The 13,786-nt window shown below is 59.1% G+C and carries 15 protein-coding genes and 1 other RNA gene; 12 read left to right on the top strand and 4 right to left on the bottom strand.

What is annotated here, in order from left to right; all coding sequences use genetic code 11:
• Positions 1 to 196 (top strand): hypothetical protein (locus B2W96_RS03105; RefSeq protein ID WP_293008450.1); only part of this gene is annotated, 196 nt, incomplete at its 5' end.
• A 140-nt stretch (positions 197 to 336) separates the two neighbouring features.
• Here the strand turns inward: B2W96_RS03105 and ssrA are convergent.
• The 4 genes from ssrA to smpB all read right to left on the bottom strand — a co-directional run bounded on the left by ssrA (position 337) and on the right by smpB (position 2,689).
• Positions 337 to 699: a transfer-messenger RNA gene (gene ssrA, locus B2W96_RS03100) on the bottom strand.
• A 168-nt stretch (positions 700 to 867) separates the two neighbouring features.
• A complete protein-coding gene (locus tag B2W96_RS03095; RefSeq protein WP_293008448.1) occupies positions 868 to 1,623 on the bottom strand; it encodes an SDR family NAD(P)-dependent oxidoreductase in 756 nt (251 codons plus the stop codon).
• A 42-nt stretch (positions 1,624 to 1,665) separates the two neighbouring features.
• Positions 1,666 to 2,196: a peptidylprolyl isomerase gene (locus tag B2W96_RS03090; RefSeq protein ID WP_293008452.1), complete on the bottom strand. Its 531-nt coding sequence runs from the start codon at positions 2,194 to 2,196 to the stop codon at positions 1,666 to 1,668.
• Between the two features lie 88 nt (positions 2,197 to 2,284).
• Entirely contained in the window at positions 2,285 to 2,689 is a 405-nt protein-coding gene (smpB, locus tag B2W96_RS03085) for an SsrA-binding protein SmpB (RefSeq protein ID WP_293008446.1), read from the bottom strand.
• Positions 2,690 to 2,900: 211 nt separating this feature from the next.
• On the opposite strand from smpB, the gene B2W96_RS03080 reads away from it, so the two are divergent.
• From B2W96_RS03080 to B2W96_RS03030, 11 genes are all read left to right on the top strand, one after another.
• Positions 2,901 to 3,443: an NUDIX domain-containing protein gene (locus tag B2W96_RS03080; protein ID WP_293008444.1), complete on the top strand. Its 543-nt coding sequence runs from the start codon at positions 2,901 to 2,903 to the stop codon at positions 3,441 to 3,443.
• A 21-nt stretch (positions 3,444 to 3,464) separates the two neighbouring features.
• On the top strand, positions 3,465 to 4,175 hold the full coding sequence (locus tag B2W96_RS03075) for a response regulator (RefSeq protein WP_293008442.1): 711 nt from the start codon (positions 3,465 to 3,467) through the stop codon (positions 4,173 to 4,175).
• A gap of 66 nt (positions 4,176 to 4,241) precedes the next feature.
• Positions 4,242 to 6,044, top strand: a complete 1,803-nt coding sequence (locus tag B2W96_RS03070; protein WP_293008440.1) for an ATP-binding protein — start codon at positions 4,242 to 4,244, stop codon at positions 6,042 to 6,044.
• Positions 6,045 to 6,071: 27 nt separating this feature from the next.
• Positions 6,072 to 7,349 (top strand): hypothetical protein, encoded by a 1,278-nt coding sequence (locus B2W96_RS03065; RefSeq protein WP_293008438.1) that lies wholly within the window; start codon positions 6,072 to 6,074, stop codon positions 7,347 to 7,349.
• A 24-nt stretch (positions 7,350 to 7,373) separates the two neighbouring features.
• Entirely contained in the window at positions 7,374 to 8,174 is an 801-nt protein-coding gene (locus B2W96_RS03060; RefSeq protein ID WP_293008436.1) for a hypothetical protein, read from the top strand.
• Positions 8,175 to 8,468: 294 nt separating this feature from the next.
• A complete protein-coding gene (locus B2W96_RS03055; protein WP_293008434.1) occupies positions 8,469 to 9,767 on the top strand; it encodes a UDP-N-acetylglucosamine 1-carboxyvinyltransferase in 1,299 nt (432 codons plus the stop codon).
• Between the two features lie 158 nt (positions 9,768 to 9,925).
• Positions 9,926 to 10,711, top strand: a complete 786-nt coding sequence (locus B2W96_RS03050; RefSeq protein ID WP_293008432.1) for an MBL fold metallo-hydrolase — start codon at positions 9,926 to 9,928, stop codon at positions 10,709 to 10,711.
• Positions 10,699 to 11,181: a 23S rRNA (pseudouridine(1915)-N(3))-methyltransferase RlmH gene (rlmH, locus tag B2W96_RS03045; protein WP_293008430.1), complete on the top strand. Its 483-nt coding sequence runs from the start codon at positions 10,699 to 10,701 to the stop codon at positions 11,179 to 11,181. Before B2W96_RS03050 ends, rlmH begins: the two co-directional genes overlap by 13 nt.
• A 50-nt stretch (positions 11,182 to 11,231) precedes the next feature.
• On the top strand, positions 11,232 to 11,537 hold the full coding sequence (locus B2W96_RS03040) for a hypothetical protein (protein WP_293008428.1): 306 nt from the start codon (positions 11,232 to 11,234) through the stop codon (positions 11,535 to 11,537).
• Between the two features lie 13 nt (positions 11,538 to 11,550).
• Positions 11,551 to 13,278, top strand: coding sequence for a phospho-sugar mutase (locus B2W96_RS03035; protein ID WP_293008426.1), 1,728 nt, complete (start codon positions 11,551 to 11,553; stop codon positions 13,276 to 13,278).
• The gene (locus B2W96_RS03030) at positions 13,278 to 13,613 is read left to right on the top strand and encodes a hypothetical protein (protein ID WP_293008424.1); all 336 of its coding nucleotides are present in this window, start codon (positions 13,278 to 13,280) and stop codon (positions 13,611 to 13,613) included. The genes B2W96_RS03035 and B2W96_RS03030 overlap by 1 nt, the downstream gene beginning before the upstream one ends.
• The last annotated feature ends 173 nt before the right edge of the window (positions 13,614 to 13,786 follow it).

Here is a 13,786-nt window from a genome sequence, read left to right as displayed (position 1 = left end):
GCAACTTATTGTACCTTATCTAGCCGTAGCAAGTGCGATTGGCTATTTTACAGTCGCCTTTTTGAAAAGACTTACGAAGTCCTTCAGTAATCTGAGCCGATTTATCAATATAGGCTGTCATAGTAAAACCGTCCTTTTTAAATTTGGAAACAAAAAAGGCACGATAGTACTTTGCAGCTATCGTGCCTCGCATTAATTTATTCTATTTTTGTGTGAGTTCGAATACACACTTCAACTGAATTTTCAATGCCATTTGAGTTCCTGAAAAGCCTGCAAACCAGCATGAATAAAGGATAAGTTGACAAGTATCATTATCGAAAACTTGTCAACCTATCTTGGTGGAGGTGGGGGGAGTTGAACCCCCGTCCGAAAACACTTTAACGAGACGTTCTCCGGGCGCAGACGGTTATTTTGGGAGTCTTTCTCTCCCTGTTCCCCTCTCCGCCGGCAAGCCGTCACGCCGGCGGGTCAGGTGAGCTTCATAATTTATGGCACGCGCAAAGCTTTGCGTACGCACATTTACCGCTAAACGACGCCCTTCCCGGCTCGCGGTCCTTCCGGGTCGGACGGCTGCCTAATTAGGCAGCGTAAGCAACAGTATTATTGTTGTTTAATTTATAATTTGCCCGTTTTTCGGATGACAGGCACATCCGCCCGCTGGTCCCGCCTCCATATCCCCGTCGAAACCGGTACACCCCCATATATTGCCGCGCTCTGTGCCCCGCCCGCCGCTCCACCACGGCGGCAAAAGACAATGGCGCAAAACTCTTGCGGACAGTTAAAATGGGTGCTTGGATCTGAATGCGGAATCTTCTTTTGAAATTATAACATACTCCCACCCGGAAGTATGTTACAATTTCATGAAATTTATGTCTTTGTCAGCTTTGCCATCAGTTTCATCGGGATCAGCTTCGCCGCCAGCCGGTAAAACTTATAAAACGCCGTGGGGGTATAGATGCTTCTGCGGCGTTTTGCCGCCAGCAGCGCACCGTGGGCCACCCGGACCTGATCGCAGTAGGGGAGCAGCTCAAACATTTTCGAGTTGCCGGTGATTCCGCCCGTGTCACAAAACTCTGTGGCCATGGGGCCCGGACACACGGCGGTGACGGAGACGCCTTTTCCCCGCAACTCCTCGCCCAGCCCCACGGTGAAGTGGGAGACAAACGCCTTGGTAGAGGAGTAGACCGTCATCCGGGCGTTGGGGCAGAAGGCTGCGATAGAGGACACGTTCAGGATTCTCCCGCCCCGGGGAAGATAGGGGAGCGTCAGGCTGGTGACGGCGGTGAGCGCCCGCAGGTTCAGATCGATCATGCGGGTTTGGAGCACCGTGTCCGTCTCGCCCAGATTGCCCCAATAGCCCACGCCCGCGTTGTTCACTAGCAAAAGCACTTCCGGCTGCTCGGACAAAAGCTTTTCCTGAAACGCGGTGAAGCTCATGGGGTCGCACAAATCCAGCCCCAGACACAGCGCCGGGCGGGGCAGGGACTTTGCCAGCTCCTCCAGCCGGTCGCGCCGTCGGGCGATGAGCCAGAGCTGTTCTACTTCGGGATATTCGGAAATGAGCTGGCGGGTAAATTCCCGACCCAGCCCCGAGGACGCGCCGGTGACGATGGCGATTTTCATAAAACGCGCTCCCTTTCCTTGAAAATCAGGCAACCGCCGCGCTTAGCGCTCGGCCTTTTTCTCCGGCGCGGGGTACTCCACGCCTTGCGTGTCCACGCGGATGGAGGCAATCACTTCCGGCGTCTTGGGCTTGTCGTTGAAATCCACCTTCACCTTGGAAATGCGCACGGCCTCGTCTGCGCCCTCGGTCACCTTGCCAAAGGCGGCATACTGCCCGTCCAGATGGGGCGCGTCGTCCACCATGACGAAAAACTGGCTGCCCGCGGTGTTGGGGGACATGGTCCGCGCCATGGACAGCACGCCCAACGTGTGAACCACATCGTTTTGGGCAAAGCCGTTGCCGGAGAACTCGCCCGCGATGGAATAGCCCGGGCCGCCGGTGCCGGTGCCCTGGGGGCAGCCGCCCTGAATCATAAAGCCGGGAATGCAGCGGTGAAAAATCAGCTTGTCGTAATAGCCGGAGTTGGCCAGCGCGATGAAGTTATTCACCGTGTTGGGGGCCTTGTCGGGGTACAGCTCCGCCTTCATCACCGCGCCGTTTTCCATGGTAATGGTGGCAATGGGGTTTTTCATTTCAGACATATCAAAGATTCCTTTCTTCCTTCGGGTTTTTCAATTGCATATCGCGCGCCGTTTGGAGCAATTGCTTCCGCGCCGATGCTCAGCGGTTCCGCTCCTTCATGTGGCGGTCCATCTCCCGCTCCGCGTCCCGCTTGGCAATGGTTTCGCGCTTGTCGTAATTCTTTTTGCCCCGGCAGGCGCCAATTTCAAGCTTCACTCTCGCGTCCTTGAAATAGACGGACAGCGGAATCAGGGTGTATCCGTCCTGCTTCACAAGGGCCTGAAGCTTTCGGATTTCACTTTTATGCATCAAAAGCTTTCGGACCCGCTCGGGATTGCGGTTGAAAATGTTGCCCTTTTCATAGGGGGAGATGTGCATGCCGTTGACAAACAGCTCGCCGTCCTGAATAGAGCACCACGCGTCCTTCAGGTTCAGCGTTCCGGCCCGGATGGATTTCACCTCCGTGCCGAACAGCTCAATGCCCGCCTCGAATTTCTCCTCCACGAAGTAATCGTGGTACGCCTTGCGGTTCTGGGCCGCGATTTTGATTCCCTTCTTCTCCGTGGAAAGCGCCTCCCTTCGGGTTCCGTTCTGTAAGATGATGGTAGTTTAGCATAATCCTGCCCAATCTTCAAGTAAAAGAAACGTTGTCATCCCTTTGGTTCTTTGCTATAATGGCTAAAGATAATAATAAAGAAGCGAAGGTGCCTTTAAAATGGTTGAAAATCTGGAAGAAACATTCCTCTCCAGGCAGGATGTATTTACCGGGAAGCTGCTGAATGTTCATGTGGACCAGGTGCGTCTGCCCGACGGGAAGACCGCTTTCCGGGAGGTGGCGGACCATTGCCCGTGCGTCGCCGTGGTGGCGCTGGACGGGGGAAACAATGTTCTGGCAGTGACCCAATACCGCTATGCGTTTGGTAAGACCCTGCTGGAGATTCCGGCGGGAAAGCTGGAGGAGGGCGAAGAGCCGGCTGTGGGCGCCCTGCGGGAGCTGCTGGAGGAAACGGGCGCGGTTCCGGATGAGCTTTTGCCCATGGGGAAAATTCTTCCCTCCCCGGGCTGTCTGGGAGAGGAGCTGTATCTCTTTCTGGCCCGCGGCCTGACAATGGGGGAGGCCCGGCCCGACGAGGACGAATTTCTTCGACTGGAGCGCATTCCCATGGAGGAGTTGGCGCACCGCTGCCTTCGGGGCGAAATTGAGGATGGGAAAACCGTTGCCGCCATTTTGAAGGCCAAGCTTTTACTGAACCTTTGACAAGCTGAGAGAGGAGACTCCATGGAACCGAAAAAGACAGTATTGATCGTGGAGGACGAGAAAAATATCGTGGACATCGTCTGCTTTAACCTTCAGCGGGAGGGTTATGCCACGTTGGAGGCATACGACGGGGAGGACGGGCTGAAAAAAGCCCAAGCGGAAAAGCCGGATTTGATCCTTCTGGACGTGATGCTGCCCAAGATGAACGGCTTTGACGTGTGCCGTGCCCTGCGGGAGAGCCGCAACAATGTGCCCGTGGTGATTCTCACCGCCCGGGAGGAGGAGACGGACAAGGTCCTGGGCCTTGAAATCGGCGCGGACGACTACATCACAAAGCCCTTTTCCATGCGGGAGCTGATTGCCCGGGTGGGGGCGAATATCCGCAGGCTCGGCATGGCAGCCCCACTTGCGGCCTCCGCCGCCGAGGCGGCCATGACCGTGGCGGGTGACTTGGCAGTCAATACCGACAGCCATCAGGTGTTCCGCAGCGGGGAAGTCATCGAGTTAACCCAGCGGGAATACGAGCTTTTGACCTTTCTGGCCAGCCACCCCAACAAGGTTTACGCCCGCATTGATCTGATGGAGCAGGTGTGGAACTACGGCTACGTGGGTGACGACGCCCGAACTGTGGACGTGACCGTCCGCCGACTTCGGGAGAAAATCGAAACGGACCCGGCAAACCCCCGCTACATTCTTACCCGGCGCGGGGCGGGTTACTATTTCGCAACATAAAAGCGGGAAACGGTCCCTGAAACAGGCGGGGCCCCCGGATTTCCGGATGGAAGAGAGGCGCCAGCCGTGTTCAAAAGTCTCCACATGAAGCTGATGCTGATTATGCTGCTGCTGATTACCTCGCTGATGGCCACGGTGGGCGCGTTTCTCACCACCAACGTCGCCAGCTTTTACATCGACGGCTTTTTTGAGCAGATGAACGATATGTTCGGCTCCACATCGGAGGCGGACGGCGTTGCCACGGCCAAAAACGCCAGCTTTATGGCAGACCTTCTCGCCGCCGCCGACGCGCCGGAGGGCGCGGCCCAGATGCAGAAGATTCTGGAGGCCAACGCCGGAAGCCTTGGCATCGACTATCGCTCCCGGAACTATTATGTTTTGGACGGAGCTTCCGGCGCGGTGCTGGCGGAGTCGGGGGAGAGCGGGGGGGTTCTCGCGTCCACGCCAAACCTGATTAAGGCCCTCAACGGCGATGTGGGGGACCGCAGCGATCTGACTGAGGACTACATGGATGTGGCCATCCCTATCTCCGGGGAGGAAGGGAGTTACATTATCTATATACTGGACAACCGGGACACCGTGTCTAAGCTGAACAGCCAGCTTTTCACCATCATCATGCAGGCTCTGGTGATCGGGCTTTTGATTTCCGTGCTGTTCAGCTATCTCCTCAGCAAAACCCTTGTGGGTCCCATCGAAAAGGTGACGGAGGGGGCGGAGCGGCTGGCGGGGGGAGACTTTGGCAACAAGCTGCCGGTGGAATCGCCGGATGAAATCGGTATTCTCACCGGGACCTTCAACCACATGGCGGATGTGCTTCAAGACAGCCTGAACGCCGTGGAAAACGAACGAAACAAGCTGGACACCCTGTTTCTCCACATGACCGACGGCGTGGCCGCCTTTGACCACGACGGGAAACTGATCCACTGCAATCCCGCCGCCACGGTGCTTTTGCAGCGCTCCGTTCCAAAGGAAGCGGTTTATGACGAGCTGTTCGGCTCTGTTTATCCGCTGGAGCAGATACTGGCCCTCCAGCGGCCCAACTATGCCGACACGGAGATGGTGGTGGGGGAGAAGACGCTGGAGGCGTATTTCGCCCCGTTTTCCGATCAGGCGAGCGGCGGCGTGCTGGTGGTTTTGCACGACGAGACGGAGCACCACCGCAGCGAGGAACGGCGCAAGGAGTTTGTTGCCAACGTCTCTCATGAGCTGCGTACGCCTCTCACCAATGTGAGAAGCTATGCCGAAACTCTGCGGGACAGCGGGGGAGACATTCCCCGGGACACCGCCGACAATTTTCTGGATATTATTATTAACGAGACGGACCGCATGACCCATATCGTTCAGGATCTGCTGACGCTCTCCCGGCTGGACGCGGGGAATACGGAGATGAGCTGCGCCCGGTTCGACTTTGGCAGCGCCATCGCCAGCGTGGTCCGGGCCAACGCGCTGGAGGCACAGCACCATGGCCACGCGCTGAAGCTGGAGCTGGCCCAGACGTTGCCTATTATCGAGGGGGACCGCCAGCGGCTGGAGCAGGTGATGATGAACATTTTGGGAAACGCCATCAAATACACGCCCGACGGCGGGCGCATTCTGGTTACTGCCGGAACCACCGAGGGGCATGTGTGGATGGAGGTGGCCGACAATGGCATCGGCATCCCGGAAAAAGACCGGGAGCACGTTTTCGAGCGGTTTTACCGGGTGGACAAGGCACGCTCGCGGGAGTCCGGCGGAACGGGCCTGGGCCTGTCCATCGCAAAGGAGATTGTGGAGCGGCATCAGGGCACCATCCGGCTGACCCGTCACGAGGGGCCGGGCACCACGGTCCGGCTGACGCTTCCCCTTCGCCAGACGCGGTGGGAGGCATAACGCAAAGAGACAAGAAGGAGGGCGGGCATGGACCCAAGAGCGAAAAAGCGGCGGAACCGTCTGCAAAATATCGCCATCGCCCTGTTGAGCGTCTCCGCCGTGGCGCTGTTTGTCCAGACGCAGCTATTTAATCTCCGGGGCGACGGAGGCTATCTCTCCGGACTGCTTTCCTCCGACTCGATTCAAAAAAGCCAGAGTGTTTCGGGATTGACGGATCTTGAGCTGCCCGCGCGGGTGGCTGTTACAGGAGCCTACGGCCGTTGGGGAGGACTGGCCCTGACCACCGGGGACGAGGACTTTTTAAAACCGGGAAATCTTTTGATGGAGGCGCTGGGCTCCGCCGGGACGATGAAAAAGTGCGGCGTGGAGGATTTTCGCGCCGCGCTGCAAATGGGGACGGACGCCGGCGGCTCCGTCTATTATGACTTTGGCGGGGCGTTGCCCCTGTCCATTTTGGCAGGAGTGGTGGGCGCACAGTGGAACGGGGGGGAACTCTCTGCCCGCCGGGTGCTGGTACAGGTGAATGAAAACGCGGTGCGCCTGTTCGCGTGGGATGGGGAAAGCGCCTGCTTTGTCTGCACCACGGCCATTTCTGCCGAAAGCGTGAGGGAACTGGTGAGAGACTACTCTCTCGGGAGCGCGTGGTTTGCATTTGACCGACCGGAAAGCGACGGGCATGTGGCTGACTTTTCTCTTTTTTCCGATCAGCTTGATCCTCCTGTAAACCTTGCCGTCTCCACCGAAATTACGGATTCTGACGCGGTGCTGGAGGCCCTGTCCTTCAATCCCCACACCAATTCCCGGTATCCGGAGACCTCCGGTGCGGAGGTGGTGGTGGAGGGAGACCGAAACCTTCGTATTCACCCCGATGGGGAGATTTCTTATCAGGGGAGCAGCGGGTCGCTGCGCATCGCTTCCGAGGAAGAGGTTCCCACAGAAACGGAAACAGTGGTGGGGGTTTTTCAACTTCTGAGCGGGCTGCTGCCCGAGCAGAGCAGCGGGGCATTATTTTTGCAGGAGTATACCACAGGCGAGGATTCCGTCACGCTGCGCTTTGGCTATCAGTACGCGGGACTTCCCATCCGTTTCTCGGACGGGGGAGTTGCCGCAGAGGTGACGCTGGAGGGGGCGTCGATTGTCCGGCTGACCCTGCGGGTGCGGCAGTATACTCCCGCCGAAAGCGGAGAGAGCCTGCTGCCGCTGGCGCAGGCGCTGTCCATTGCCCGGGCCTGGCCGGGACGAGAGCTTGCCGTCCGTTATGTGGACGGGGGGAGCGCCGTCACCGCCCAGTGGCTGGCAGAGTAAGAAACAAGGAGAGGGGCGGAGAACATGGAGACGCATCGCCTGAAAAGTATTATTATTCTCACGCTTCTGCTGATGAACGTGTTTCTTCTGGGGACGCTGGGAATACGTCAGGCGCAGCAGGCCGCCGCCCGGCGGCAGGCCACGGAGGAGCTGGTGAAGCTCTTTGCCGCCGAGGGTGTGACCCTCAGTGAATCCGCCGTCACCTTTGACCCGCCCCCTCAGGCGTTGACGCTGGAGCGAGATTCCGGGGCGGAGAAGACCGCCGCCGCCGTTTTCCTGGGAGATGAGCTGACCGCCGCCGACGAGGGCGGCGGTATTCTGACCTATACCTCCGCGCTGGGCCGAGCGGTTTTCCGCGCCTCCGGCGCGTTTGAAATTGTGGGAGAGCTGGGGAAGACCCCTGCCGATTTGGTTCGCCGCTTTTGCCGCAGCTATGAATGCGAGGTGCCCGACGAGTGGCTTGACGCGTCCGGCAGCGGGTCCGTCACCGTGAACCGGCTGTGCAGAGGCTATCCCGTAGAGGGTGGTACCGTCACGTTTTTGTCGGAAAACAACGTTTTGCGCTCCGTCAGCGGCACCTTTTTGCCCCTGCACTCCACGGCGGTGCAGGGAGAGAGCCTGCTGACCGCGTCCACCGCCCTCACCGCGTTTTTGGAGGCGAGGCGGACCTCCGGCGCAGTGGTGAGCGCCGTCACGGGGCTGTCACCCTGTTACGAGCTGCAAAATACAGCCTCCGCCCTGACGCTGACGCCCCTGTGGCGCGTGGACACGGACGCGGTGGATTACTATGTGAACTGTGTCACCGGCGCTGTGGCTCACGCATGAAAAGGAAAGAAAAAAGGCCCTTTTTGTCGAGACAAAAAGCCTCTTGAAAGGCCTGAAAGTTTTGATTGTGTTTCTTGAAATGTGTGGTAAAATGTGTTATGGTAACTGTGCGCGCAGCGCACCGCGCCCGCCTGTGGCCACTTTGTGGCAGCGGCGGGAAAAATCCGCTGAGGCGGGCGGCGCGAACGCGAAAAAATCGACTTGTTTTGGGCCTTGTTTTCGGTATGGAAGTCCCATCTGGGGGTACAATGAACACAGACGGTCCGTTTTGACGTAAAAGAGAGGGTTTTGGGTTTGACAAAATATATCGTTCGGGGCGGCAAGCCCCTGTTTGGCGAGGTGGAGATCAGCGGCGCAAAAAATGCGGCTGTTGCTATTCTTCCCGCCGCGCTTTTGGTGGAGGGAGTCTGCCGCATTGAAAACATCCCTCAAATCTCCGACGTGCATTTGTTTTACACCATTTTGGATGAGCTGGGCGCGTCTGTCCGCGCAATCAATCCCCACACGGTGGAGATTGATTGCACTCATATCCGCTCCACCCGCACCTCCTATGAGATGGCGCGGCGCATCCGGGCGTCCTATTACCTCATCGGCGCGCTGCTGGGCCGCTTTGCCCGGGCCGACGTGGCCATGCCCGGCGGGTGCAATTTCGGCGTGCGGCCCATTGATCAGCACATTAAGGGCTTTAAGGCGCTGGGGGCCGACGTGACGGTAGAGGGCGGCTTTATTCACGCCTCCTGCCGGGAGCCCCGGCTTCACGGAGCCAACATTTATCTGGACGTGGTTTCCGTGGGCGCCACCATGAACATTATGATGGCCGCCGTTCTGGCGGAGGGGAGCACCGTGATTGAAAACGCGGCGAAGGAGCCACATATCGTAGATTTGGCCAACTTTTTAAACTCCATGGGGGCCAATGTCCGGGGCGCGGGTACCGACACCATTAAAATTCAGGGCGTCTCCCGTCTGCGGGGCGGAAGTTACGCCATTATTCCCGATCAGATTGAGGCGGGCACCTACATGGCGGCGGTTGCCGCTACCGGCGGACAGATTTTGGTGAAGAATATTATTCCCAAGCACATGGATTGTATCACCGCCAAGCTGCAGGAGTGCGGCGTGGAGGTGGAGGAGCGGGAGGATACGCTGCTGGTCCGGCGCAGCGAGCCGCTACACCAGACCAACGTGAAAACCATGCCGTATCCCGGCTTCCCCACGGATATGCAGCCCCAGATGACCACGGTGCTCTCTCTTGCAGAGGGCACATCACTGGTGACAGAAAGCGTTTGGAACAACCGCTACCGCTATGTGGACGAGCTCAAGCGCATGGGTGCGTCCATTCAGGTGGACGACAAGACCGCGGTGGTGCAGGGCGTGGACTATCTCACCGGCGCGCCCATTCAGGCCTGCGACCTGCGGGCGGGTGCGGCGCTGGTCATCGCGGCGCTGGCCGCCAAGGGTGAGTCCGAAATTAGTCAGGTGCAATATATCGAGCGGGGCTATGAGCGCATTGTTGATAAGCTCCGCAGCCTGGGGGCCGACATTCGCGTGGTGGAGGAGCCGGGGGAGAACGAGCAGTTGGAAGCCCACATCGGCTGATCTGCCCGGCCAAAAGCACATGACGCATCAGGTGTTTTGTTGAGTTATTACCGCGTCCGCGATGGAGGTCGCCGACTTTCGTCGACACTCTCCATCACGGACGCATTTTTATCACCGGGCGGCCGCCGCCTGAATTCAAAACGCACGGGGGACTTTTTTTGACGATTTTACATACGCTTGCCAGCGGCTCTTCGGGAAATGCCGCCCTGCTGGAAAAGGACGGCGTTTGTCTTCTTTTGGACGCGGGCATTTCCTGCCGCCGGATTACCTCAGCGCTGCGGGAGCTGGGCCGGTCGCTGGAGGACTTGTCCGGCATTTTGATTACCCACACCCACGCGGATCATATTGCTGGGCTGCAAACTCTTTTAAAGCGGTGGGACGGCCCGATATACGCCAGCGAAGCGGCGGGGCGCGACCTGCGGCGGCGATTGGCGGGCATTGAAAACCGCCTGTCACCCTTTGCCATGGGGGAGCGGTTCACCGTGGACGGCTGCGATGTGGACGCATTTCCCACCTCTCACGACGCCCCCGGCTCCGCCGGGTTTCGGGTGGGGGACTTCGGCTTGTTGACTGACACAGGCTTTGTCACCGACGAGGCAGCGGAGGTGCTTTGCGGCGTACCGCTGCTGATGCTGGAGGCCAATCACGACGTAGATATGCTGCGGGGCGGGCCGTACCCTTATTTCTTAAAGCGACGGATTCTTGGCGATGAGGGGCATTTGAGCAACGAAGCGGCGGCCCGGTTTGCCGTCTGCTCGTGTCGGTCCGGGACGGAGGAGTTGGTTCTGGCGCACCTGAGCCGGGACAACAACACGCCGGAGACGGCTCTTTGCGCCGTGTCCGCCGCGCTGGCGGAGGCGGGGGAAGGCCCGGCGCTGTCTGTTGCGGAGCGGGAGTGCACAGGCCCCTGCCATCAGGTGACGGAGGGCGTATGCAAAAGGTGAGCGTTCTGTGCGTAGGCAAGCTGAAGGAGAAGTTCTACGCGGACGCGGCGGCGGAGTATTTGAAGCGCCTGTCGCGGTATTGCAAGGCGGAAATCGTGGAGCTGGCGGAAGCGCGGCTCAGCGAAGCGCCGTCCCCGGCCGAAATTGAGCGGGCGCTTCTTGAGGAAGCGGGCCGGGTGGAGGAGAAACTCCCCAAATCCGGTGCGCTGATTGCCCTGTGCGTTGAGGGGAAAACACTTTCCTCCCCGGCGTTTGCGGAGGCGCTGGGCGGATTTGCCGTGTCCGGTGCGTCCCAGCTTACCTTTTTGATTGGCGGCAGCGTGGGCCTGCATCAAAGCCTGAAAGACAGAGCGGACCTGCGCCTGTCCATGTCGCCCATGACCTTCCCCCACCATCTGGCCCGGGTAATGCTGCTGGAGCAACTATACCGGGCGTATCAGATTCAAACGGGCGGACGATATCATAAGTGAGTTAACTTTTATTTCTAATAAATTTTTGATTTTGCAGAAGGAGGGACCCAATGAAAGACGAGAACAACTGGGGCCTGCGCCAGGGCGACCTGCCGGAGGGCTGGCCCGCAGGGACGGACGGAGAGCCGGAGCGGGCAGAGCTGCTGATTTCCGCCCAGTCGGAGCTGGGGGGCGGCGCAGATGTGCTGTTGTCCATGCTGAATGGCTGCGGCATCCCGGCGTTTAAATCCGGCACGCTTGGCAAGGTGATTTTCGGCTTTGCCGGACGGGGCGTGGACATCTACGTGCCCCAATCCCTGTTGGAGGACGCCAAGGCGATTCTGGATAATCCCGCCCAACCGGGCGGCGAAGAATAAGGAGGAAAATTCCATGGAGTTCATGCGGGAATATGAAAAGTGGCTGAACAGCCCCGCCCTGTCTCAGGCGGAAAAGGATGAGCTGTTCGCCCTGAAAAACGATGCCAAGGAGATCGAAGCCCGGTTTTACGGCCCGCTGGAGTTCGGCACCGCCGGACTGCGGGGAATCATGGCCGTGGGCCTGCACAATATGAACGTCCATGTCATCCGCCATGCCACCCAGGCTTTCGCCCAGGTGATTCTGGCGGAGGGAGGCGACGCGGCGAAGCGGGGCGTCGCCATCTGTATGGACTGCCGGATCGGTTCTATGGACTTTGCCCGGGAGGCGGCGGGGGTCTGCGTTGCAAACGGCGTGGCTGTGCGGATTTTCGACGCGCTGCGTCCCACGCCAGAGCTAAGCTTTGCAGTGCGGGAGTACGGATGCATCGCGGGCATCAACGTCACTGCCAGCCACAACCCCAAGGAGTACAACGGCTACAAGGTCTATTGGGAGGACGGAGCCCAGCTCCCGCCCCACCACGCGGCGGCTGTTGCGAAGAAGATGGAGGAAATCGACATCTTCACCGGCGTGAAGGCGCTGAGGTGGGACGAGGCGCTGGCCACCGGACTTGTCACCGTGATGAGGGAGGAGACGGACCGGCGGTTTATGGAAGAGGTCACCGCCATGATCAACGACCGGGAAACCGTCGCCAAGGTGGCGGACACCTTTAAGCTGGTGTACACCCCGTTCCACGGCTGCGGCTATAAGCTGGTGCCGGAGGCGCTGCGTGCGCTGGGGGTAAAGCACATTCTGTGCGAGCCGAAGCAGATGGTGATTGACGGGACCTTCCCCACCGTGAAGTCCCCCAATCCGGAGAACCCGGAGGGGTTTTATCTGGCGGTTGACCTTGCCCGGGAAAACGACGTGGATTTCATCGTGGGCACCGACCCGGATAGCGACCGGGTGGGTATTATGGTACGGGACAAGGACGGAGAGTACCGTCCCGTCACGGGGAACCAGACCGGCGTGCTGCTGCTGGACTATCTTATCGGCGCGATGCGCCGGGCGGGACGGCTGCCGGAGCGGCCCGTGGCGCTGAAAACCATCGTCACCACGGAGATGGCGCGGAAGGTTGCGGAGTCCAACGGCGTGGCGTGCTTTGACACCTTCACCGGCTTCAAGTTTATGGCGGAGAAGAAGAATGCGCTGGAAGCGGCGGGAGATGGGAAGGTTATCTTTTCCTACGAGGAATCCTACGGCTATATGCTGGGCGATTACGTCCGGGATAAGGACGCGGTGACGGCCTCCATGCTGCTGACGGAGATGGCCGCGTGGTATGCCGCGCAGGGGATGACGCTGTTTGACGCGCTGGAGAAGCTCTATGAAAAGTATGGTCAGTATGGAGAGAAGACCTATAATCTGGTGATGCCGGGACTAGACGGACTGAAGGACATGGCGGAGCTGATGCGGGGTCTGCGGGAAAATCCGCCTGCCGCCATTGGCGGCGTAAAGGTTTCGGTGCGCAAGGACTATGCCGACGGGTCCGTGGTGGACTGCGCAGCCGGGACAAAGAGTGCCATGGAGCTGTCCGGCTCCAACGTGCTGCGCTTTGAACTGGCGGACGGCACCACGATTTTGGTGCGCCCCTCCGGCACGGAGCCGAAAATCAAGGTCTACATCCTGACCCAAGGAGCCGACCGGGCCGCGTGCGACGCAAATATCGAAAAATACGGCGCATGGGCCGCCGGGCTTCAAAAGTAATGGCAGACGGGGAAAAGATAGGCTTCAGGCTGCGGCTGTACGCCTCCGAGTGTCCCCGAAACGACTTTTATCTGGGGCGGGTGGAGCAGATGGCCCGGGAATTGGGCCTTATATGCACCGTGGAGAAAATCATGGACGAGGCGGACATCGCGGCCCGGGGATTTGACAGCGTTTGCCAGCCCTCCTATTGTCCCGGCTGCCGGGCCAACCATATGTCTCTGGCGGACCCGGACGGGCTGTATCTCCCGGTTCTCACGGGGAACGAAAAGCCCCTGTTTTGGAACGTTCCCCCGTCTGACGAGGAACTTCGCGCCGCGCTGGAACAATTTCTGTAAAGCTGAAAAGCCGGGGCCTGCCGCGTTGGCAGGTCCCGGCTTCTTGTATGAAGAGATTAATAAAATCGCGATTTTCGCATAGAGGCTGTGGGAAATATTTTCGGCGGAGAGACTGCCAATTGTCTCTCCGCCCATCAGTGGACAAGAAACAGGGCGGGGACTTTTGTCCCTGC

Source organism: Oscillibacter sp. UBA6647 (assembly GCA_002455655.1).
In the GTDB taxonomy this organism is placed as follows: Bacteria; Bacillota; Clostridia; order Oscillospirales; family Oscillospiraceae; genus Oscillibacter.
Note: the sequence above shows the minus strand (reverse complement) of the source record. Positions and strands in the feature narration are given on the sequence as shown.